Here is a 19,946-nt window from a genome sequence, read left to right as displayed (position 1 = left end):
CATGCCCCTCAACGTCGCGCCGACAGTTGTTGCGGTGCCAGAAACGCGTCGTGGAAGTAGTTACGAAACGCCTGCATCGCCGGACTGGGTTCCCGTTCGCGGTGCCAGGCAAGGCCGACGCTCATGGGCGTTACCTGATCGGTGACGGTCAGGGTTTCGATTCGCTTGCCTTCCAGCGACCAGGGGCGATGCACCAGGTCCGACAGAATCGCCACGCCGCTGCCGTTGGCGACCATGCTGCGTACTGCTTCGACCGAACTGGTGCGTACGCGCACACCAGGTTGTTGACCGGCCATTTCCCAGTAACGCATCGCGCTTTGCTCGGCTTCGTCCACGGTCAGCAGGATGTAGGGTTCCTTGGCCACATCGGCGAGGCTGACCGATGCGCGCTGGCACAGCGGGTGGTGACTGCACAGCCATAAGCGGCGCTCTGAATTGAACAGCGTTTCCGAAATGATATCCGGGTGAGTGATGTTGGCTGTCAGCACCACCGCCATGTCGAATCGGCCTTCCAGCAGGCCCTGTTCGATGGATTGCCGCTCCTGTTCATGCACTTCGATGGCGACGTCCGGGTGCCAGTGCTCCAGACGTTGCAAATGGTGCGGCAGGAAGTAGCCAATGACGGTGTAGCTTGCCGCCAGGCGCAATACGCCACTGGCGCGAAGGTCCGGCAGCGGGCTGTTGAGTGCATCATCGACGCTGCGCAGAATCACATACGCACGGTTGAGAAAGTGTCGACCGGCCTCGGTCAGGCTCATGCCCTGTGCCGAGCGCTGAAACAGAAGGGAGCCGAGCATGCTCTCCAGTTCCTTGATCGCGGTGGTGACCGCCGACTGTGAAATGTTGAGATGGATGGCCGCCTGCGAGATTTGTCCGATCTCGGCGGTGGCGACGAAATAACGAACCTGGCGCAAGGTCAGGGACATAAGCACTCCGGTCTGCGGGGTATCTGTTTTTCAGAAGATAGCGTATCTGATAATAGATCTACCCAAGGGGGGAGCGAGAATTTAACGTGGTTTGCATCCGTTACCTAGCTTCAGGAGCAAATGCCATGCAAGTGGATTTCAACTCGGACATGGGCGAAAGCTTCGGCGCCTGGACCATCGGGGACGGTGTCGATACCGAACTCATGGGGTTTATCAGTTCGGCCAATATCGCCACCGGTTTCCACGCCGGTGACCCGGGCACCATGCGCCGCACGATCGAGCAGGCCAAACGCCTGGGTGTCGCCATCGGCGCGCACCCGGGGTTCCGCGATCTGGTCGGCTTCGGCCGGCGGCATATCAACTCGCCGGCTCAGGAGCTGGTCGACGACATGCTTTACCAACTGGGCGCGCTGCGTGAACTGGCCAAGGTTCAGGGTGTTGCACTGCAGCACTTCAAACCTCATGGCGCGTTGTACATGCACCTGGCCCGTGACGAAGAGGCTGCCCGGTTGCTGGTGGAAAACCTTCAGCGTCTGGAGCCTGACCTGCTGCTTTACTGCATGCCCGGCTCGGTCATTTGCAAAATCGCTGTGGAACTGGGGCAGCCGGTGGTTCGCGAGTTCTACGCTGACCGCGACTACGACCTCAGTGGCTCTATTGTTTTTACCCGAAACGTCAGGGCTCATGACCCCGCCGAGGTGGCGGCCAGGGTGGTTCGCGCCTGTCAGCAAGGTGTGGTGCGAACGGTCGAGGGTGAGGATCTGGCCATCGCCTTCGATTCGATCTGTCTGCACAGTGACACGCCGGGAGCGCTGGCCCTGGCCGAAGCGACGCGCCGGGCACTGGACGATGCCGGAATAGCCGTGCGCACGCCACGTTAGCCGGTACGCGGCACCGGGGGCAAAGACCCTTGGGCCGCCGCAACGATCTTTGCCTGCCTTTCTATAACGATTCCAAAAGGAACAGACATGGCCGATCCGATTCGCTACAGCTTTGGCGCCGATGAACACCTGTTTGCCGAGGTCAGTGACAGCATGTCGCTGGAAGCCTTTTTCAAGGGTCTGGCGGTCACTCGCGCGGTCGAGCGCCTGGCGCTGGATGGCGTGCTGGATGTATGCCTGGCCAACGCCTCTTTCCAGATCCGTTTCGACCCGGACCGCATTGCGCCTCAGGCCCTGCTTGAGGCGGTGAGGCAGGCTGAGGCGGGGGCTGTCGCCGAGCGCACCTTGCAAACCCGTATCATCGAGATCCCGGTGCTTTACAACGATCCCTGGACCCACGAAACCCTGATGCGCTTTCGCGACCGTCATCAGGACCCGAATGCCACAGACCTGGAATACGCTGCGCGCATCAATAACCTGGCCGACGTCGATGCGTTCATTGCGGCGCACAGCGGTGCGCCGTGGTTCGTTTCGATGGTCGGCTTTGTTGCCGGTCTGCCGTTCATGTTCCAGATGGTCGAGCGTGAGCGGCAGTTGCAGGTGCCCAAATACCTGCGTCCGCGCACCGACACGCCCAAACTGACCCTGGGGCATGGCGGTTGCTTTGGCTGTATCTATTCGGTGCGCGGTGCTGGCGGTTATCAAATGTTCGGCGTCACCCCGGCCCCTATCTACGACCCGCAACAGCGGCTGGCGTACCTGAAAGAGCACATGGTGTTTTTCCGTCCGGGGGACATCGTGCAGTTCAAACCGCTGGATCGGGAAGGCTACGATGAGGCCGTTGCCGAGGTGGAGGCGGGGCGTTTCGACCTGCGGATCCGTCCGGTCGAGTTTTCACTGGATGCCTTTCTGGCCGATCCCGCCGGCTATCCAAAATCGCTGCAGGAGGTGCTGGCATGATCAAGGTACTCAAACCCGGTCTGGCAACCTCGGTTCAGGATCTTGGCCGCGAGGGCTACTATCATCTGGGTATTCCGCCTTCCGGTGCGCTGGACCAGTACGCGCTCAGCGCCGCCAACCATCTGGTCGGCAACCCGCCCGGCGCCGCCGGACTTGAATGCACCCTGGTCGGTCCGGAGCTGGAATTTCAGTGCGACGCTCTGGTGGCGGTCTGCGGTGCGCACATGGCCGCACGGCTGGACGGGGTGGAAATGCACCCTGACACCGCATTTTCGGTAAAAACCGGTCAGGTGCTGCGTTTCGATTTCCCCAAGGACGGCGCGCGCACCTATCTGGCCGTTGCGGGCGGCATTGACGTGCCGCTGGTATTGGGCAGTCGGTCGACTTACACGCTGGGGGCGCTCGGCGGTTTACAGGGACGCAGGCTGGCGGCCGATGATCTGCTGCCGATCGGCACCGCCAGCGGCAAAGGCCGTGCAGGCGCCAGTCTGCCGATGGCGCTGCGCCAGTCTCTGGGCGGCGAAGTCTACCTGCGCGTGGTGCCTGGGCTGTATTACGAGCGTCTGACCGAGTTTGCGGCGACCAGCTTTTTCTCCGAGTCCTGGGCGGTCGGTTCGGAGGCAGACCGTATCGGTTATCGCTTCAAGGGTGGCAGGGCACTGACCTTTCAGCCACGGGAGCAGCCGTTTGGTGCCGGTTCCGATCCGTCGAACATTGTCGACAGTTGCTATCCGATCGGCTCGATTCAGGTCCCTGCCGGTCTGGAGCCGATCGTGTTGCACCGCGACGCGGTGTCTGGCGGAGGCTACGCGATGATAGGCACCGTGATCAGCGCCGACCTTGACCTGATCGGTCAGATGCAGCCCAACCAGAAAGCCCGATTCGTGGCCGTGACGCTGGAGGATGCCTTGCTGGCACGAAAATCCTACAAGAAGAAACTGGCCTGCCTGAGCAAATTGTTTCCTTACTGAAATACAGAGCGGGCAGGGCGTTTACGTTTTGTTCGCTAGTCAGAAGGGCCGTCAGTCGGCAGGTGCGGGCGTCAGTTGCGCCCGCATCTTTGTGCGGCACACGTTCAGTATTTCATCGGCCAGCGGCAAGTTGTCCGGGCAACTGCGCGACAGCAGCACCGCGCCGAGCGCATGGGCAAACCTGTCAAGGGTGTGTGCCCGCGCCTGTTGCTGATCTGCGTCATCGGTGTGTTCGCCTGAAGGCACAAGTGCTGCCAGCATGCGCTCAATGCCATCGGCAAAAGTCGCTTTGACATCGTCCGACTGACGCGCGGCGTCGCCACCCAGCGCCGCCATCGTGCAGCCGGTGCCAGGGTTGTCACGGTGCTCTCTGGACAGGTAGTAGTCGATGAACTGCGCAGGATCGATGCCCTTCGATTGTTCCACGGTCTGTGAGATGGAGCAGGCGGCCGACTCTGCCATCAGGTCTGACTTGGAGCCGAAGTGCTTGTAGAACCCGCCGTGGGTAAAGCCTGCGGCTGCCATCAGGTCCGCGACCCCCACGCCGTCAAAACCGTGCTCACGAAACTGCACGGAGGCCGTTTCGACAATGTGCGCCCGATTGGCCTGCGCCTGCGCCTTGGTGACCCTCATGTGTGTTCCTCGTTCGTCTGCTCCGTTCGACAGACGGGGAATATAGCATTGATGCTGAACGTCATTAAAGTGCAGGCGATTTTGCGGATCTTCGTCGTAACGTTGAAAGTGTTTACCGGTTACTGGCGTTTTCCTTTGTAACAAAAAAGACCAGAATACCCGCCGTTCTGTTTCCCCCTTGGCCGCACGTTGCAATGAGCGTTTCACGCCACTGTGCGCTGAGCCCGTATTACCGATGAGCAGCGTTGGCTGACTCGTCAGGAGAGCACCATGCATCGAAAATCAATTTACGCAGCACGTGCCATCATTTCCGCAGCCGCACTCACCACCTCGCTGGCCTATGGCATGAATGCCATCGAGTTGCCTGCCGGCGCCCCGGCCGACAAAGCCGTTGGCAAGCTTGAACAGGTTCATGCCTTCTACGACGCGATGCCTACCGGCGTGACGGTGACCGAAACCGGGCGAATTTTCGTCAACTTCCCGCGCTGGGGTGACAAGGTGCCGTTTACCGTGGGCGAGATTCGCGACGGCAAGGTGGTTGCCTATCCGGATCTGGCAGTCAACCGGGAGAACCCCAAAGACCCCGCTGACGGGTTGATCAGCGTACAAAGTGTGGTGGCTGACGGCAAAGGCCGCGTCTGGCTTCTTGACACCGCAGCGCCCGAGTTTGCGGCTCCGCGTCCCCGTGGGGCCAAGCTGATCGCGGTGGACCTGGCCACCAATAAGATCGTCAAGCGACTGGTGTTTCCGGATAACGTCATTTTGCCCAGCACCTATGTCAACGACATGCGCTTCGATTTCCGCAAAGGGGCGCAGGGGACGGTGTATGTGACCGACTCGTCGGTGAGCGGTCCGGGCGCGATCATCGTCATGGACATCGCCACCGGGCATGCGGTACGGCGATTGAGCGGGGCGAAGGCAACGTCCGCAGATCCGGCTTTCGTGCCCGTCGTCGAGGGCGTGCCGGTTCTGGGCGATGGTCCGAATGGCACGCGCAAACCCGTGAGCGTTGCAGCCGATGGCATTGCGTTGTCGGCAGATGGCAAGACACTGTATTTCTCGCCATTGTCCAGCCGCCATCTGTACTCCGTCGCCACCGACCTGCTGGACGACAGCCGGGTAAGCGATTCGCAACTGGCCGCGGCGGTTCAGGATCTGGGCGAAAAAGGCGCTTCGGATGGGCTGGAGTCCGATGCCGACGGGGCCGTGTATGCAGGTGACTACGAACACAATGCCATTCGCAAACGTCTGTCGAATGGTGTCTGGCAGACCGTGGCGCACGATCCTCGCATGCTGTGGCCGGATACCTTGTCGATAGGCCCGGATGGCTACCTGTATTTCATCGTCAACCAGTTGCACCGTCAGGCCGGTTTCAATTCAGGCCAGGACAAGCGGGAAAAACCATACAGCTTGCTGCGCGTGAAAGTCGGCGTTGCGCCGGCCCCTACGCATTAACAGGATCGAACTGAACCGTGGAGAGTTGGAAATGAGCACACAGGCAAAGCCCATCGTCTTGATCGCCGTTCTGAACGCCAAGACGGGCAAAGAAGCGGCATTGAAAGAAGCACTGCTGGCACTGGTGGAGCCGACCCGGGCAGAGCCGGGCAACATCGAGTACGTGCTGTTCGAAAAGCGCGATGAGGCCGGAACGTTCTACATGCGTGAATGCTTCGAAAACCAGGCAGCGCTGGACGCCCATGTGGCCACGGCACACTATCAGCAGTTTGCTGCCGTCGGCGGTGAGTTGTTTGCGCAAGCGCCGCAGTTGATATTTCTTGACCCGGTATCGGACTGAGTCGGGGCGGGCACTGGGTAATGCTTCAGGCTGCGGACGTGCAGCCTGAAGCCGATTGCTTATCTGGCGTGCCACCTTTCACATGCTTTAGGCCCTCGCCAGGTACGCAGGGCCAGTGTCAGTGTGAAGACTCCCCGGTACGTTAGCAGGTCAATCCTCCCTTCAGCGCTGACTGACTCGGACCGGACGCCCTCAATACCTCGGCTTCACCGCCTTCCATTCTGGCTTGTACTTCTGCATCTGCCTCACGTCATCGCGCTGTCGGATGCCGCAGCTGTGGTACTGGTCGTTGAGCTTGCCTAGCTGGTCGTAGTCCAGCTCAAGCCCCAGGCCGGGCGCGCGGGTGATGCTGACGCAACCGTCGACAATCGGCAGTTTTCCACCCTTGATGACTTCTTCGTCCGGTTCCTGCCACGGGTAGTGGGTGTCACAGGCGTAATCCAGGTTAGGCACTGACGCTGCCACATGAGCCATCGCCATAAGGCTGATGCCCAGATGAGAGTTGGAGTGCATCGACACGCCAAGGCCGAACGTGTCACACATCTTCGCCAACACTTGAGTGTCGTGCAGGCCGCCCCAGTAGTGGTGATCGGCGAGGACGATCTGCACACTGTCGAGCGCCACGCTGCGGCGGAATTCATCGAAATCGGTCACGACCATGTTGGTCGCCAAAGGCAGGCCGGTACGTTTATGCAGTTCAGACATGCCCTCCAGGCCCGGCGTCGGGTCTTCGTAATATTGCAGGTCATCGCCCAGCAGTTCGGCCATGCGAATCGACGTTTCCAGCGACCAGTTGCCGTTGGGGTCGATACGCAGCGGGTAACCGGGGAACGCTTTTTTCAGCGCTTTGATGCATGACACTTCATGCTCGGGGTCCAGTGCCCCGGCCTTGAGCTTGATGCTTTTGAAACCGTAGGCGTCAATCATGCGTCGCGCCTGGGCGACGATCTGTTCCTCATTCAACGCTTCGCCCCAACTGTCGGGCGCATAAGGTGTGTCGGCGTGCTGTGCGTACTTGAAAAACAGGTAGGCGCTGAACGGAATCCGGTCGCGAATTGCACCGCCGAGCAGGTCCACCAGAGGCCTGTTCAGGGAACGGGCCTGCACATCCAGAAACGCCACTTCAAACGCTGAATAGGCATTGCTGACAGCCTTGCTGGCATGTGAACCCGGCGCCAGTTCGGCACCGGCCAGGCTGACCGGTTTGTGCGCTGCTACCGTTGCCTGAACAATATTGCGTAACAGATTGAGATTGAACGGGTCGACGCCGATCAACTGATGTTGCACCTGTTGTTGAATCGCCAGTGCCGGAGCGTCGCCGTAGCTTTCGCCAAGGCCGATGTAGCCGTTGTCGGTCTCCACCTCAATGATCGAGCGCAGAGCAAAGGGCTCATGGATGCCGCTGGCGTTGAGCAGCGGCGGATCGCGAAAGGCGATAGGGGTGACGGTCACACGTGTGATTTTCAAAGGGCTGTCTCCCGAGGGTCAGGGTTTGAGGCTGGAAGGGGTGCCAAGTGGACCGGCGTTGTGCAACGCGGCTGGCTCGGTGTCAGAGAGGCGTTTGTCACCGCGCGGAGTGGTGCGGGCGAAGAAAATCACGATGGCGGCCAGCAGTGACGTGGCGGCCAGCCCGTACAGCCCACCCTGAATCGAGCCGGTGGTCTGCTCCAGGAAACCGAAAGTGGTGGGGGCCACAAAACCGCCCAGGTTGCCGATGGAGTTGATCAGCGCGATCACCGCTGCGGCGATGCGTGCATCCAGGTAGCCTTGAGGGATTGGCCAGAACAGAGCGGAGGCGGCCTTGAAGCCGATTGCCGCGAAACAGATAGCGACAAAAGCGAATACCGGACCGCCAATGGTCGACATGAACATGCCGACAGAGGCAATCACCAGCGTGACCGCAACCCATGCCTGTTGGTGTTTGAAGCGCGCGGCAAGGGCGGCAAAACCGTACATGGCGACAATCGAGATGATCCACGGCACCGAGTTGAACAGGCCGACCTCGAAATCGCTGAAGCTGCCCATTTTGCGGATCATGCTCGGCAGCCAGAACGTTGCGCCGTAGATGGTCAGCGCTACCGAAAAGTAGATGAAGCAGAACAGCAGAATCTGTCGGTCAGCCAGCAACCTGAAGACCGATGGCCTGACGGTCTGGCTGGCCTCCCGCAGACGTTGTTCTTCAGCGATGGCAGAGATCAGTACGGTTTTTTCTTCATCGCTCAGCCAGCGTGCTTCATGCGGATGCGACTGCAACCAGAACCAGACAAAGCCGCACAGGGCAATGGAGGCGAAGCCCTCGATCAGAAACATCCATTGCCAGCCATGCAGGTTCAACCCTTCCACGCTGAGCAACGCGCCCGATACCGGGCCGGAGATGACCGACGCAATCGCTGAACCACTGAGAAACAGCGCCATCGCCTTGCCACGATCACTGGAGGGCAGCCACTGGGTAAAGTAGTAAATGATCCCCGGAAAGAAACCGGCTTCCGCCGCGCCAAGGATGAAGCGCAACACGTAAAAGCTGGTTTCGCCCTGCACGAAGGCCATGGCCATTGCTGCGGCGCCCCAAGTGAACATGATGCGGGTCAGCCAGGCGCGGGCGCCGTAGCGCTGCAGCAGCATATTGGACGGCACTTCAAACAGCGCATAACCGACAAAGAACAACCCGGCACCCAGCCCGTAAGCCGCAGCGCCGATGCCCAGATCGGTTTCCAGATGGCTGCGCACAAAGCCAATGTTGACCCGGTCGATGTAGTTGACGATGAACATCACCACGAACAGCGGCAACACGTGGCGTTTCACTTTGGAGGCTGCACGGGCAAGCACCGTGACGTCCGGCGTGTAAGGGGCGGTATTCAAGAGGCGACTCCCATTCATTGTTTTTTTGAGGGATGAGCCGATCATGGACGCGTTGATTATTCCCGTCTAATCTAGTTATTGACTTGATTGATACCCGGAATGGATCAATGTTTGAGCTTTCGCAATTGCGCTGCTTTACCACGGTGGCGACAGAGCTGAATTTTCGCCGTGCTGCCGAACGACTCAACATGACTCAGCCACCGCTGAGCCGGCAGATTCAGTTGCTGGAACATAACCTCGGCGTCGAACTGCTCACGCGCAGCACCCGCAGCGTGGCATTGACGGCCGCAGGCCGGGCGTTTTTCATCGAAGCCCAGACCCTGCTGGAGCGGGCGCAGCAAGCGGCCATTTCTGCCCGGCGCTTCGCGGAGGGGGATATCGGTTCGGTGACCATCAGCTTTGTGGGAAGCGCGGTGTATGAGTTTCTGCCGAGAGTGATCGCCGAAGCGCGGCTCAAGCAGCCGCAAGTGAAAATTTCCCTGACGGAAATGAACACCTACCAGCAGCATGAAGCGTTGAGGGCGCGGCGCATCGATCTGGGCATTGTCCGTGCGCCACTGTTCCAGCCGGGCTATGAGAGCGAGTGCCTGGTGCGTGAGCCTTTTGTACTGGCGGTCCCGCGCAACCACCCGTTGGCCCGTGCCGACGCTGTGGGCGTTGCAGATCTCGATGGCGTTCCTTTTCTGATGTATTCGCACTCGGCCTACCCGCCGTTCAACGAACTGCTGACCGGTATGTTTCGTTCGGCACGAGTGGCTCCGGAGTATGTCCAATGGCTTGGGTCGTCACTGACTATCCTGGCGTTGGTCAATGCTGGCATGGGCCTGGCACTGGTGCCGCGTTGCGCGACCAATGTGGTGTTCAAGGATGTTGTTTTTCGTGGCATTGATCTGGGCGAGGGGGTGCAAAGCGAACTGCATCTGGTCTGGCGTTCGGACAATGACAATCCGGCTTGCAGGATGCTGCTTGAAGCGATTCGTGCGGCCGTGAGGCCGGATGAAAAATAAGTCTGAAACACCTTGCAGGTGGTGGGCATCAACTATCATTTGTTCAGTCGATAGTCATCATCAAGCAAGGCAAGTTCTGTTTTTCCGGCAAAGGAGGAGGATGGCGTCATAGCCACTTGCTCCAAGGGAGACGACGCGATGAGAATGTTCACTCTGTTGACGCTTGCTGCCGTATTAAGCACCAGTGTTGCCTTCACGGCACCTGCCGGTGCGGCCGTCTCTTCCGCCACTACCACCTCCGAACAGTCTTGCCATTTCGCGCCCGTCGTCGACAGTGCCGCCAGCCTTCAACACACTCAATCGGTGGGTGTGCTGTACAGCGAAAACACCGTCAGCAATCTTCAGTACCTGAACAACTACCACTCGGTTGCGCTCAGAAGCGGGAAGAACGGCGAGCTTGATTCACGCATCCGCAATGCATTCATCAGCAGTTCAGATCCTGAACTGGCCACCGACTGGCTAGTGGGTTCGCTGAAGAAAGAGTTTGCTTCGGTGACGGTCTACGACAACCTGGATGCATTGATGCAGGCGCGCCCGGACGTGGTGGTGATGCTCGACACTTATAACCGGTTGGTGAGCAAGCGCAACAGTCAGGTCGAAGCGCGTTTCATGGCGCGGTTTTACGACAGCAATCTGCGCTATATCGGCAAGGCGGAAGGCGAAGTGGTGAAGGAAATGACGTCAGTCTGGGTGAAAGGCAAGGCCGCTCCCGAGATTGCTGCGCAGATCGATCAACAGCGTGAACTTCAGGTGAATGCGTTGAAGCAGTTCGATGTGTCGCTCAAGTCGCTGGTGATGCAAGCCGACCAGGCGCAGGTGGCGGCTAATTGAGCGCGTGTTTATCGATTAATACCAACCCGGTTGATAAGTGTGCCAACTTTCACGTTGGCATGTATTTCACGGCGCTGTGTGCCTCCTGTGTGATGACCGGACAAACGTTATAAAGGCGTCGAATGAAACGTTGTCTGACGCCTTGCGCGGTCTTTTATACCGTTTTTGAATGTCTGCGAGATCCGGCTGTCTTAGTTTTATTGTTCTTTACCTGCGCCAGACATCAGGGTCGAACAGGTGCTGGACGAGTGACAGCCTGTTTATTTTATTTAAAACCGATGCGTGGTTCGGTTTTACCGTAAAGAATTAATCACACCTGCCGAGAGCATGACAGGTGAGCAGGTTATGGCCTGACTCGCATGATGAGCAGCAAGCCACGTGCGCTTTGACTGTAGTGACAGAGAAGCCTTGCGATGCTGAGAAAACTCCCGGGTGCCTTGCGCACCCTGATGTCTGTGCCTTCCGGTAACCCGAGGCTGTTGCAGGCCCAATACGTTGCATTGTCCCGACAATTGCCCCTGATGTACTTCGTGCTGCTGGTCAACACCTGGGCGCTCGCGTTTACGCATTGGGCAACCGCTCCCGTGTGGCTGACGTTGTTAGTGCCGACCGTTCTGACGGTGGTGTGCGGTATCCGCGCGCGCAAGTGGCTACTGACAGTAAACAGGCCCGCGCCGGCCCCCGGTACGATTCTGGCCACGTTGCGTGGCACTAATGTGCTGGCGGGTATTATCGCCGCCGCTTTTGCGGGATGGTCATTGTCGCTTTATCCCTATGGCGATGCTTACACCCAGGCGCACGTTGCGTTCTTCATGGGGATCACGGTGATTGTCTGCATCTTTTGCATGATGCATTTGCAACCCGCCGCCTTGACCACGGCTGTGATCGTCAATACAGCGTTCGTTATTTTCTTCGCTTCGACACACAACATCACGTTCATTGCGACAGCGGCCAATATCGTGCTGGTGTCGATTGGTATGTTGATCATTCTTCGCTATCAATACCGCGACTTCACCAGTCTGGTGGACGTGCAGGTCAGAACTGAACAACTGAGCAATGAAAACCTGTTGCTGGCCAATCAGGACAGCCTGACCGGGCTGCCCAATCGGCGGCAGTTTTTCCAGACGCTGGACGCTGCGATGAACGAGGCGCTGGCGCAGGGCAGCGGGCTGGCAGTGGGCGTGCTGGACCTGGACGGGTTCAAACCGGTCAACGACCTTTACGGCCATCGTATCGGCGACCGGATGCTGATGCTGGTTGCCGAGCGTCTGACCACTGCCGCCAGCGACACAGTGCATGTTTCTCGACTGGGGGGCGATGAGTTCGCGCTGGTCATCAAAGGCGACATCAGCAACGAGGCATTGCTGATGTTCGGCAAGCATCTCTGTGCGTTGATGCATGAAAGTTTCGAGTTGTCGGACATGCCGATCCAGATCGGTGCCACTTTGGGCTTCGCGACGTTTCCGGCCACCGCCGATAATGCCACCCAACTGTTTGAATACGCGGATTACGCCCTTTACCAAGGCAAGAACCATAACCCGGGGTCCACGTGCCTGTTTTCATCCAGTCACCGTGAGCAGTTGCACGCTGATGGCGTGACCGAACAGGCGTTGCGGCGGGCGAACCTGGACACCGAGTTTCATGTCCTGTTTCAGCCGATCATTGAAAGCTGTACGCGTGAAACGGTCGCGTTCGAAGCGCTCGCTCGCTGGAACAGCCCTGAACTCGGGGCGGTGTCGCCCGCGCACTTCATCCCGATTGCCGAACGGATCGGCATGATCAACAAACTGACAGCGCCTTTACTGACCCACGCGTTGCAGAAAGCGCTGTCCTGGCCATCACCGATCAGGCTCTCGTTCAATCTGTCGGCACACGACTGCGCCACTTGGGAAAGCGTCAACAGCATTGTCGAGATTATCGAAAACAGCGGGTTCGATGCCTCACGTCTTGATCTGGAGATCACTGAAACTGCCGTTATGCAGGACATCGGCCAGGTTCAACAAGCCATTGCCCAGTTTCGCCAACTGGGCTGCGGCATTTCGCTGGACGACTTTGGCACCGGCTACTCCAGCCTCAGTCAGTTGCACGCCCTGGCATTGACCAAGCTGAAGATCGACCGCAGCTTTGTGACCGGCGTGCATGACAACCCGGCCAGTTACAAGATCGTCAAGTCGCTGGTTGCCCTGAGTCTGGACATGTCGCTGGGCTGCGTGATCGAAGGCGTCGAGACGCAGGATGAACTGAATGCGTTGACGAGCCTGGGCTGTACGATGGTGCAAGGCTACTTTTACAGTCCGCCGATCAGTTTTGAAGAGACCCTGGTCTGGATTGAAACGCCGGATGACGAGCGCACGTTTGGCTATGCAGCCTCGTGCCGTATCTGATCGGCTGTGCTTGAACCGTTCACCGGTGCGTGAGTGGGGTAAGATGCATTTTTCGATGCCTACCGGACCCTTTTCATGAGCAAACCCGGACAGACCGTGCTTGTCGCACTGCGCAAGATGATCGCATCAGGCGAGCTGGCGGCTGGCGAACGGTTGATGGAAGTGCCGACTGCCGAATTGTTCGGCGTTTCTCGCATGCCGGTGCGCATGGCGTTCCGCACGCTGGAGCAGGAAGGCTTGCTTGTGCCCTTTGGCGGACGCGGTTTTCAGGTACGCTCGATCACCCCGCAAGAGATCGCCGGCGCGGTGGATGTGCGCGGTGTGCTGGAGGGGCTGGCGGCACGGCAGCTGGCCGAGCGCGGATTGACGCAGCAAGCCCGGGAGGAGCTTCAGGCCTGTCTGGATCTGGGGGACTCGCTGTTCGAAAAGGGCCACGTCACCGAAGATGATCTTGAGGTCTATCACGACCTGAACATGCGCTTGCACCGCGTGATTGTGGAAGGCAGCGGCAACCGGGCCATTGCCGATGCGCTGGCACGTAACGATCACCTGCCTTTTGCGTCGGTCACGGCACTGGCTGTGGATCGCAACAACCTGATTCGCGAATACCGGCGCTTCAATTTCGCGCACATGCAGCATCACGCTGTGGTGGATGCGCTGATCAATGGCCAGAGTGCCCGCGCTGAAGCCATCATGCGTGAGCACGCCAATGCCACGCTGCGTTATGCCGAGATATTCGGCGCAGGCGTGCCTGATCGCATGAAGGTCATCCAGCCCGCCGACTGATCAGATATCGAGTACCAGCAGGGGCGTTCTGGAGCGCGAGCAGCAGGGCGTGAACTGGTCGTTGAGCGCTTGCTCGTCTTCGGTCAGAAACAGATCCCGGTGATCGGGGATGCCTTTCAATACCCGTGTCAGGCATGTGCCGCAGACGCCTTGTTCGCAGGACAGAGGAATGTCGATACCGTGGCTTTCAAGCACCTGAGCCACGGTCTTGTTGGCCGGCACGGCCAGCACCTGGCCAGTGCTGGCAATCTCGATTGAAAAGCTGCCGTCGTTGCTGGTGTCTATCGGCTCGGCGGAAAAATGCTCCCGATGCATGTTGTCTTCAGACCATCCCGCCGCACGGGCGCTGTCGAGGATGTGCTGCATGAAGCCACCCGGGCCACAGACGTACAAGTGGGTGTCGGGCAGTGGGTCGGCCAGCACTTGGGCGGCGTTCAGTGCCGTGCCCGGTTGTTCATCGAGGTGCAGCGTTACCCGATCGGCAAAGCGTGACTGCTTCAAACGCTCGATAAAAGCGCCGCGTTCGGCGGAGCGTATGCAGTAGTGCAGGTCGAAATCCGCACCGTCCATTGCCAGTTGCTCAGCCATGCACAGGATGGGCGTAATGCCGATACCACCACCAAACAACAACGTGCGACGGCTGTTCGCGGCCAGTGGGAACAGGTTGCGCGGTTCGCTGATGCGTAACGATGCGCCCGGCTGGATCTGTTGATGCAGGCTGCGCGACCCGCCGCGTGAGGCCGGGTCGTTGAGTACGCCGATCAGGTAACGGTGACGCTCGTCGGGGGCGTTGCACAGCGAATATTGTCGAATCAGACCGTCAGGCAGGTGAACGTCGATGTGCGCGCCGGCCGTGAAAGGCGGTAGCGGCTCGCCATCGGTGCGCACCAGTTCAAAACTGCAGATATCCAGCGCCTCGTCGTTGCGCGATGACACGGTCACGTCGATCATGATGGTTCCTCGGGTGACCGCCGCAGGGTCACTTCTGATTGTTTTCAAGGCTTGTGGCCCTGGTCGCACCGGTCACTTGGTGGCCATGACCGGAATCTGTTCACCCGTACTGGCCTGTTCGGCAGCGATCAGGCGCTCCAGAATCTTGCGTGACTGCACGCCGCCCGCATCAATGTTGAGCTTGAGCAGGTTGCGATGAGGGTGTTGAAGCAGGTTCTGTTGCTGGCGTTCGAGCATCTCCAGGTCTTCGCTGAAAATCTTGCGCTGGCCTTCGCGGACCGTGGCTGTCAGTTGCTCATCACCGGGGTTGAAGTTGCGTGCCATGCCCCAGAAGTACCAGATGGAGGTATCGGTTTCGGGGGTGATGAAATCGACGACGATGCTCGAGGCCTTGACGTCGTGCGGCGCGTGATAGCCGCCTTTGCCCGCGTGCGCCACACCCACTTCGATCATGACGTGGCTGGGCGGGGTGAAGCGGCAAATCTGCCAGCGATCAACCGGTACGTCATCTGCGAGGTTATTGCCGCGCAAGGCCATTTGCCAGAAGGGCGGCGGCATGATGTTTTCCATGTGCCGTGCGGTGACGACTTCTTCGCCTTCGACGGTGGTGACAGGTGGCGCTTCGTCGATTTCCTTCTGGCCGATGCTTGACGCATGCACGTAGGTTTCGTGAGTGAGGTCCATCAGGTTATCGATCATCAGGCGGTAGTCACACTGGATATGAAACAGACCGCCGCCGTAGGCCCATTCATCACTGACTGCCCATTCCAGATGGTGGATGAGGGCGGGGTCGGCTTTTTCCCGGTCGCCCGGCCATACCCAGATAAAGCCATAACGCTCGACGGCCGCGAAGGTCTTGTTGCAGGGAAAACCCCGAACCCGCTGGCCAGGCATCGAGACGGTCTTGCCGTCGCCGCCCATCACCAGCCCGTGGTAACCGCACACCAACTGCCCGTTCTCGACATAACCCAGCGACAGCGGAGCGCCCCGGTGCGGGCAGAAGTCTTCGACGGCGACGATCTGCTGGTGCTGATCACGGTAGAACACCATCTTCTCGTTGCAGATCTGACGGCCGAGCGGCTTGTCGGTGATCTCGTCAGCAGTGCAAGCGACATACCACGCATTTTTCGGGTGCATGAGGGTTCTCCACGGTTCGGTTATTGGTCTTATGGATCCACAGGGATGAGCACTTGATTTCCTTGAGTTCATTAATGCCACAGGAAAGGCATTAATCCAATGATTAATTTGATTAACTATTATTTAATGGATCCACAGCGACCTGGTCAGCGTGCTGCGTCGGCCACCAGCGCCGCTCGTAACAAGGGCGCCATCGCTTCCAGCAACGTCTGGACAGAGCGCAGTGCCCGGCAGTCAGGGCGGGTCAGCAGCCACAAGTCGGTGCGGCAACCCGCCAGTGGTTCGCTCAGGCACTCCACGCCGGTGAGGCTTCGGGCCGTAAAGTCCGTTATCGCCGCCACGCCCATCCCCGCAGTGACCAATTGAGAAACGGCCGACATGCTGCTGCAGCGGTAGCGCGGTATGACGGCCGGGAACGCCTGCTTGCGCCAGATCACCGAGGGGTGGTCCGGCATCGAGTCGTCCGGGCTGATCCACGGCACCGAGGCAGGGTTCTGCGCCAGTGCCTCGCGGTAGTCGGCGCGACCGCAGATGAGGTAGTCGGCACTGCCCAGGCATCGTCCGATCAGGTGCTCGGGCGGCGAGTTGGTCAGGCGCAGCGCAATGTCGGCATCCCGGCGACTGAGGTTGGCGAACGCATTGGAGGTCGCCAGTTCAAGGGTGAGGGCAGGGTACTGCGGCATGAACGTCGCGAGCGCCGGCAACAGCAGGCTGTGCAGTACGGCATCGGTACAGGTCAGGCGAACCGTGCCGCTGACCACGTGTTCACCTTGTTGCAAGGCCACCCGTGCAGCGGCGAGCGCCATTTCTGCCTGTTCTGCCTGCTCGGCCATTGCCTGGGCCGTGTCGGTGGGAATGTAGCCGCGACGATTTTTTTCGAAGAGCGCTGCGCCGAGCGCTGCTTCCAGGCGGCGGATCGAGCGGAATACCGTGGAAATATCGACATGCAGAAGTTCGGCAGCCCGCGCCAACGTCCGGCCCCGAACCAGCGCCAATACCAGTGAAAGGTCAGCGTGATTGATTTCATATTGCATGGCTGCAATGTTCCCTTGCCAGAATGCCCATGTCGTTTGCGTCAGTGACTATCCTAGACTGGTTTCATCGTTGCCGGATAGCCGACTCTGTGCTGTCCGGGTGCTTGATTTCATGAAGGGTTCACCATGTCACGACTTCCTTTGATCGGTGTCACCGCTTGCCGCCAGCAGTTGGGCAAGTACTCGTCTCATACCGCAGGCGACAAATACGTCGAGGCTGCCGGTTTTGCCGGCATTCCAGTGATCCTGCCAGCGCTCGACGTGCCCACCGAGCCTGCACAGTTGCTGGCTTCGCTCGATGGCTTGCTGTTCACGGGATCACCGTCCAACGTTGAACCGCACCATTATCAGGGCGCGCCGAGCCTGGAAGGTACCGTCCATGACGTGTTTCGGGATCGGACGACATTGCCGCTGCTCAGGGCCGCCATTGCTCGCGGTGTGCCGGTGTTGTGCATCTGCCGTGGTTTTCAGGAGCTGAATGTCGCCTTGGGTGGCAGCCTGCATCAGCGCGTGCAGGAACTGCCGGGCTATCTGGACCACCGCGAGCCAAAAAGCGAGGTGCTGTCTGTGCAGTACGCGCCGCAGCATGCGGTGCAAGTGCAGCCCGGTGGCCTGCTGGAGTCGCTCGGCCTGGCACCGGGGTTCGAGGTGAACAGCCTGCACAGCCAGGGCATTGATCGACTGGCATTGGATTTGCGCGCGGAGGCGCTGGCGCCTGACGGGCTGGTAGAAGCGGTTTCACTGCCCGGTGCTCCGGGGTTTGTTCTGGGTGTGCAGTGGCACCCGGAGTGGGCATTCAGGGACAACCCGGTGTCTTTGCGCATGTTCACTGCGTTTCGTGAGGCCTGCCTGGCGTATGCCCGACACCGTGACGAAGTGATCAGCGGCTGAGTGTTGCCGGCAAACGTGATTTAATATCCGGCTTTAAGGCCTCGGCAAATGACGGTTCATTACGCCGGGGCTTTGCGTTATTCACCGGATATCTTTCGCATAAGGCCTCTATGGATACGGGAGCACGACTCAAGCTGGTGCGTGAAAGCTACAAGCTGTCGCAGCGCGAACTCGCCAGACGCAGTGGTGTGACCAATGCCACGATTTCCCTGATCGAACAGAACCGTGTCAGCCCCTCGATCAGCTCACTGAAGAAGCTGCTCGAAGGCATCCCCATGACGCTGGCGGATTTCTTTACTTTTGATCAGCCTCCGGGGCCGGATCAGTATGTCTTCCGGGCCGGTGACCAGCCTGACCTGGGCCGCAACGGGGTGCGATTGCTGCTCGTCGGCGCGACCCTGCCGAGTCGGCAGATGCGTTTTCTGCGCGAGCAGTACGCGCCCGGTGCAGATTCTGGCGAAGAGCCCATCGTGCATAGCGAAGGCGAGGAGTGCGGGCTGGTCACACGAGGCACCGTGGAGCTGACCATTGACGGTCAGGTCAACATCCTCGGTCCGGGAGACGGCTACTACTTTCCGACCACGCTCCCGCATCGCTTCCGCAACATCGGCCAGGATGAAGCCGAGATTGTCAGTGCCAATACGCCCGCCAACTTCTAGGCAGCCGCTGAAAGTCAACGACCGCCGTACAACTCAACCCACCAGCGCCGTCGGCGTGTAGCCCTGCGGGTTCATGCATTGCCAGCGCCAGGCGTCCGTGAGCATCGAGTCAAGGTCGTATCGGGCGCGCCAGTCCAGTTCGTGCATCGCCTTTGACGGGTCGGACCAGCACGCCGCGATATCGCCAGCGCGTCGAGCTTCAAACACCAGGGGGACTGTTTTTCCCGAGACCCGCTCGAACGCCTGAACCACTTCCAGCACCGAGTAACCCCGTCCGGTTCCCAGGTTCCAGATCGATACGCCACGTGTGCTACGAATCCGCTCCAGCGCTTTCAGGTGACCGTCAGCCAGATCCATGACATGCAGGTAGTCGCGCACGCCTGTGCCGTCCGGTGTCGGGTAGTCATTGCCGAAAATGTGCAGGGCCGGGCGTTGCCGATTGGCCACCTGCAGTAAAAATGGCAGCAGGTTATTCGGGATGTTACGCGGCGATTCACCCAGCAGGCCTGAAGGGTGGGCACCTATCGGGTTGAAATAGCGCAACAGACCGATGGCCCAGCGAGGGTCCGAAAGGGCAACGCTCTTCATGACATGCTCGGCCATCAGCTTGGAGTGCCCGTAGGGATTGGTCGGAAGACCCACCGGGCAGCCTTCGTTCAGCGGCATTCGTCCACCGTCGCCGTACACGGTCGCCGATGAGCTGAACAGCAACTTGAATACACCGGCGTCGGCCATCGCCTGACACAGGTTGACGCTGCCACTGACATTGGTTTCGAAATAGCGCAGCGGCTCCCGAACACTTTCACCCACGGCCTTGAGCCCGGCGCAATGCACCACGGCCGTAATGGGGTAGTGAGCGAACACCCTGTGCAGCGTGGCACGGCTGCAAATCAACGTGGCGACGACTGAGGCATTCGACCCGTTTCAAGGGTTCTCGCGTGCTGTTGCACAAGTTGTCGAGGACCAACACGTCGCTGCCATCGTTGAGCAGCTCAAGCACTACATGAGCGCCGATATATCCCGCACCTCCGGTAACCAGAATCATGGCTGTCCTTCCTGGATGTTCGCCGCCTCGCAAGAGGCGAACTGATAGCCCCTTGCCGATTAAAAAAGGGGTTCATTGCGAAAATCAGGACCAGACCACGCTGTGGGCATGCCGTACTGCAGGTGCCAAAAAGCATTCGCTCAAGATTAAGGGCTTGATTGCGCGGGGGAGTTCAACGATTTGTTCCCGATGGCAC

Annotated in this window: 18 protein-coding genes and 1 pseudogene; 11 read left to right on the top strand and 8 right to left on the bottom strand. The window is 59.5% G+C overall.

Annotation, left to right across the window (positions count from 1 at the left end):
- Nucleotides 1–8 precede the first annotated feature (8 nt).
- Nucleotides 9–926 (bottom strand): LysR family transcriptional regulator, encoded by a 918-nt coding sequence (locus tag BW686_RS07540; RefSeq protein WP_084915721.1) that lies wholly within the window; start codon nucleotides 924–926, stop codon nucleotides 9–11.
- A gap of 125 nt (nucleotides 927–1,051) precedes the next feature.
- Here BW686_RS07540 and BW686_RS07535 point away from each other — a divergent pair, with 125 nt between their 5' ends.
- From BW686_RS07535 to BW686_RS07525, 3 genes are all read left to right on the top strand, one after another.
- Nucleotides 1,052–1,807: a 5-oxoprolinase subunit PxpA gene (locus BW686_RS07535; protein WP_084915720.1), complete on the top strand. Its 756-nt coding sequence runs from the start codon at nucleotides 1,052–1,054 to the stop codon at nucleotides 1,805–1,807.
- An 87-nt stretch (nucleotides 1,808–1,894) separates the two neighbouring features.
- Nucleotides 1,895–2,767, top strand: coding sequence for a 5-oxoprolinase subunit B family protein (locus BW686_RS07530; RefSeq protein WP_084915719.1), 873 nt, complete (start codon nucleotides 1,895–1,897; stop codon nucleotides 2,765–2,767).
- The gene (locus tag BW686_RS07525) at nucleotides 2,764–3,738 is read left to right on the top strand and encodes a biotin-dependent carboxyltransferase family protein (RefSeq protein WP_084915718.1); all 975 of its coding nucleotides are present in this window, start codon (nucleotides 2,764–2,766) and stop codon (nucleotides 3,736–3,738) included. Before BW686_RS07530 ends, BW686_RS07525 begins: the two co-directional genes overlap by 4 nt.
- Before the next feature lie 51 nt (nucleotides 3,739–3,789).
- On the opposite strand, the gene BW686_RS07520 is transcribed toward BW686_RS07525, so the two are convergent.
- Nucleotides 3,790–4,371 carry a TetR/AcrR family transcriptional regulator gene (locus BW686_RS07520; protein ID WP_084915717.1) on the bottom strand — a complete coding sequence of 194 codons (582 nt, stop codon included), beginning with the start codon at nucleotides 4,369–4,371 and terminating at the stop codon, nucleotides 3,790–3,792.
- Between the two features lie 270 nt (nucleotides 4,372–4,641).
- Between BW686_RS07520 and BW686_RS07515 the strand changes: the two genes are divergently transcribed.
- A complete protein-coding gene (locus BW686_RS07515; protein WP_084915716.1) occupies nucleotides 4,642–5,826 on the top strand; it encodes an L-dopachrome tautomerase-related protein in 1,185 nt (394 codons plus the stop codon).
- 31 nt (nucleotides 5,827–5,857) lie between these two features.
- Complete coding sequence (locus BW686_RS07510) at nucleotides 5,858–6,166, top strand: putative quinol monooxygenase (RefSeq protein ID WP_084915715.1); 309 nt, start codon at nucleotides 5,858–5,860, stop codon at nucleotides 6,164–6,166.
- 192 nt (nucleotides 6,167–6,358) lie between these two features.
- Here BW686_RS07510 and BW686_RS07505 read toward each other — a convergent pair whose 3' ends face one another.
- Nucleotides 6,359–7,633, bottom strand: a complete 1,275-nt coding sequence (locus BW686_RS07505; protein WP_084915714.1) for a glucarate dehydratase family protein — start codon at nucleotides 7,631–7,633, stop codon at nucleotides 6,359–6,361.
- An 18-nt stretch (nucleotides 7,634–7,651) separates the two neighbouring features.
- Nucleotides 7,652–8,992: an MFS transporter gene (locus BW686_RS07500; protein WP_179149208.1), complete on the bottom strand. Its 1,341-nt coding sequence runs from the start codon at nucleotides 8,990–8,992 to the stop codon at nucleotides 7,652–7,654.
- A gap of 140 nt (nucleotides 8,993–9,132) precedes the next feature.
- On the opposite strand from BW686_RS07500, the gene BW686_RS07495 reads away from it, so the two are divergent.
- From BW686_RS07495 to BW686_RS07480, 4 genes are all read left to right on the top strand, one after another.
- Nucleotides 9,133–10,032 carry a LysR substrate-binding domain-containing protein gene (locus BW686_RS07495; protein ID WP_084915712.1) on the top strand — a complete coding sequence of 300 codons (900 nt, stop codon included), beginning with the start codon at nucleotides 9,133–9,135 and terminating at the stop codon, nucleotides 10,030–10,032.
- Nucleotides 10,033–10,170: 138 nt separating this feature from the next.
- A complete protein-coding gene (locus tag BW686_RS07490; protein ID WP_084915711.1) occupies nucleotides 10,171–10,863 on the top strand; it encodes an ATPase in 693 nt (230 codons plus the stop codon).
- A 413-nt stretch (nucleotides 10,864–11,276) separates the two neighbouring features.
- Nucleotides 11,277–13,247, top strand: a complete 1,971-nt coding sequence (locus BW686_RS07485; protein ID WP_084915710.1) for a putative bifunctional diguanylate cyclase/phosphodiesterase — start codon at nucleotides 11,277–11,279, stop codon at nucleotides 13,245–13,247.
- Between the two features lie 75 nt (nucleotides 13,248–13,322).
- Nucleotides 13,323–14,033: a GntR family transcriptional regulator gene (locus BW686_RS07480; RefSeq protein ID WP_084915709.1), complete on the top strand. Its 711-nt coding sequence runs from the start codon at nucleotides 13,323–13,325 to the stop codon at nucleotides 14,031–14,033.
- On the opposite strand, the gene BW686_RS07475 is transcribed toward BW686_RS07480, so the two are convergent.
- The 3 genes from BW686_RS07475 to BW686_RS07465 all read right to left on the bottom strand — a co-directional run bounded on the left by BW686_RS07475 (nucleotide 14,034) and on the right by BW686_RS07465 (nucleotide 17,155).
- The gene (locus BW686_RS07475; protein WP_084915708.1) at nucleotides 14,034–14,984 is read right to left on the bottom strand and encodes a PDR/VanB family oxidoreductase; all 951 of its coding nucleotides are present in this window, start codon (nucleotides 14,982–14,984) and stop codon (nucleotides 14,034–14,036) included. It abuts the gene before it with no gap.
- 72 nt (nucleotides 14,985–15,056) lie between these two features.
- Nucleotides 15,057–16,121: an aromatic ring-hydroxylating dioxygenase subunit alpha gene (locus tag BW686_RS07470; RefSeq protein WP_084915707.1), complete on the bottom strand. Its 1,065-nt coding sequence runs from the start codon at nucleotides 16,119–16,121 to the stop codon at nucleotides 15,057–15,059.
- Between the two features lie 146 nt (nucleotides 16,122–16,267).
- Nucleotides 16,268–17,155 (bottom strand): LysR family transcriptional regulator, encoded by an 888-nt coding sequence (locus BW686_RS07465; RefSeq protein WP_084915706.1) that lies wholly within the window; start codon nucleotides 17,153–17,155, stop codon nucleotides 16,268–16,270.
- Between the two features lie 126 nt (nucleotides 17,156–17,281).
- Here BW686_RS07465 and BW686_RS07460 point away from each other — a divergent pair, with 126 nt between their 5' ends.
- Nucleotides 17,282–18,046, top strand: a complete 765-nt coding sequence (locus BW686_RS07460; protein WP_084915705.1) for a gamma-glutamyl-gamma-aminobutyrate hydrolase family protein — start codon at nucleotides 17,282–17,284, stop codon at nucleotides 18,044–18,046.
- A 110-nt stretch (nucleotides 18,047–18,156) separates the two neighbouring features.
- On the top strand, nucleotides 18,157–18,705 hold the full coding sequence (locus BW686_RS07455) for a cupin domain-containing protein (protein WP_084915704.1): 549 nt from the start codon (nucleotides 18,157–18,159) through the stop codon (nucleotides 18,703–18,705).
- Nucleotides 18,706–18,738: 33 nt separating this feature from the next.
- Here the strand turns inward: BW686_RS07455 and galE are convergent.
- Nucleotides 18,739–19,750, bottom strand: a pseudogene (gene galE, locus BW686_RS07450) (UDP-glucose 4-epimerase GalE).
- Nucleotides 19,751–19,946 lie beyond the last annotated feature (196 nt).

The organism is Pseudomonas syringae, assembly GCF_002157375.1.
Lineage (GTDB): Bacteria > Pseudomonadota > Gammaproteobacteria > Pseudomonadales > Pseudomonadaceae > Aquipseudomonas > Aquipseudomonas syringae_T.
Note: the sequence above shows the minus strand (reverse complement) of the source record. Positions and strands in the feature narration are given on the sequence as shown.

Bases quoted from the DNA above. Each gene is read 5' to 3' on its own strand.
- BW686_RS07455 (WP_084915704.1), top strand. From the start codon at position 18,157: ATGGATACGGGAGCACGACTCAAGCTGGTGCGTGAAAGCTACAAGCTG.
- BW686_RS07510 (WP_084915715.1), top strand. From the start codon at position 5,858: ATGAGCACACAGGCAAAGCCCATCGTCTTGATCGCCGTTCTGAACGCC.
- BW686_RS07470 (WP_084915707.1), bottom strand. From the start codon at position 16,121: ATGCACCCGAAAAATGCGTGGTATGTCGCTTGCACTGCTGACGAGATC.
- BW686_RS07520 (WP_084915717.1), bottom strand. From the start codon at position 4,371: ATGAGGGTCACCAAGGCGCAGGCGCAGGCCAATCGGGCGCACATTGTC.
- BW686_RS07515 (WP_084915716.1), top strand. From the start codon at position 4,642: ATGCATCGAAAATCAATTTACGCAGCACGTGCCATCATTTCCGCAGCC.
- BW686_RS07480 (WP_084915709.1), top strand. From the start codon at position 13,323: ATGAGCAAACCCGGACAGACCGTGCTTGTCGCACTGCGCAAGATGATC.
- BW686_RS07495 (WP_084915712.1), top strand. From the start codon at position 9,133: ATGTTTGAGCTTTCGCAATTGCGCTGCTTTACCACGGTGGCGACAGAG.
- BW686_RS07490 (WP_084915711.1), top strand. From the start codon at position 10,171: ATGAGAATGTTCACTCTGTTGACGCTTGCTGCCGTATTAAGCACCAGT.
- BW686_RS07460 (WP_084915705.1), top strand. From the start codon at position 17,282: ATGTCACGACTTCCTTTGATCGGTGTCACCGCTTGCCGCCAGCAGTTG.
- BW686_RS07525 (WP_084915718.1), top strand. From the start codon at position 2,764: ATGATCAAGGTACTCAAACCCGGTCTGGCAACCTCGGTTCAGGATCTT.
- BW686_RS07465 (WP_084915706.1), bottom strand. From the start codon at position 17,155: ATGCAATATGAAATCAATCACGCTGACCTTTCACTGGTATTGGCGCTG.
- BW686_RS07485 (WP_084915710.1), top strand. From the start codon at position 11,277: ATGCTGAGAAAACTCCCGGGTGCCTTGCGCACCCTGATGTCTGTGCCT.
- BW686_RS07475 (WP_084915708.1), bottom strand. From the start codon at position 14,984: ATGATCGACGTGACCGTGTCATCGCGCAACGACGAGGCGCTGGATATC.
- BW686_RS07535 (WP_084915720.1), top strand. From the start codon at position 1,052: ATGCAAGTGGATTTCAACTCGGACATGGGCGAAAGCTTCGGCGCCTGG.
- BW686_RS07540 (WP_084915721.1), bottom strand. From the start codon at position 926: ATGTCCCTGACCTTGCGCCAGGTTCGTTATTTCGTCGCCACCGCCGAG.
- BW686_RS07530 (WP_084915719.1), top strand. From the start codon at position 1,895: ATGGCCGATCCGATTCGCTACAGCTTTGGCGCCGATGAACACCTGTTT.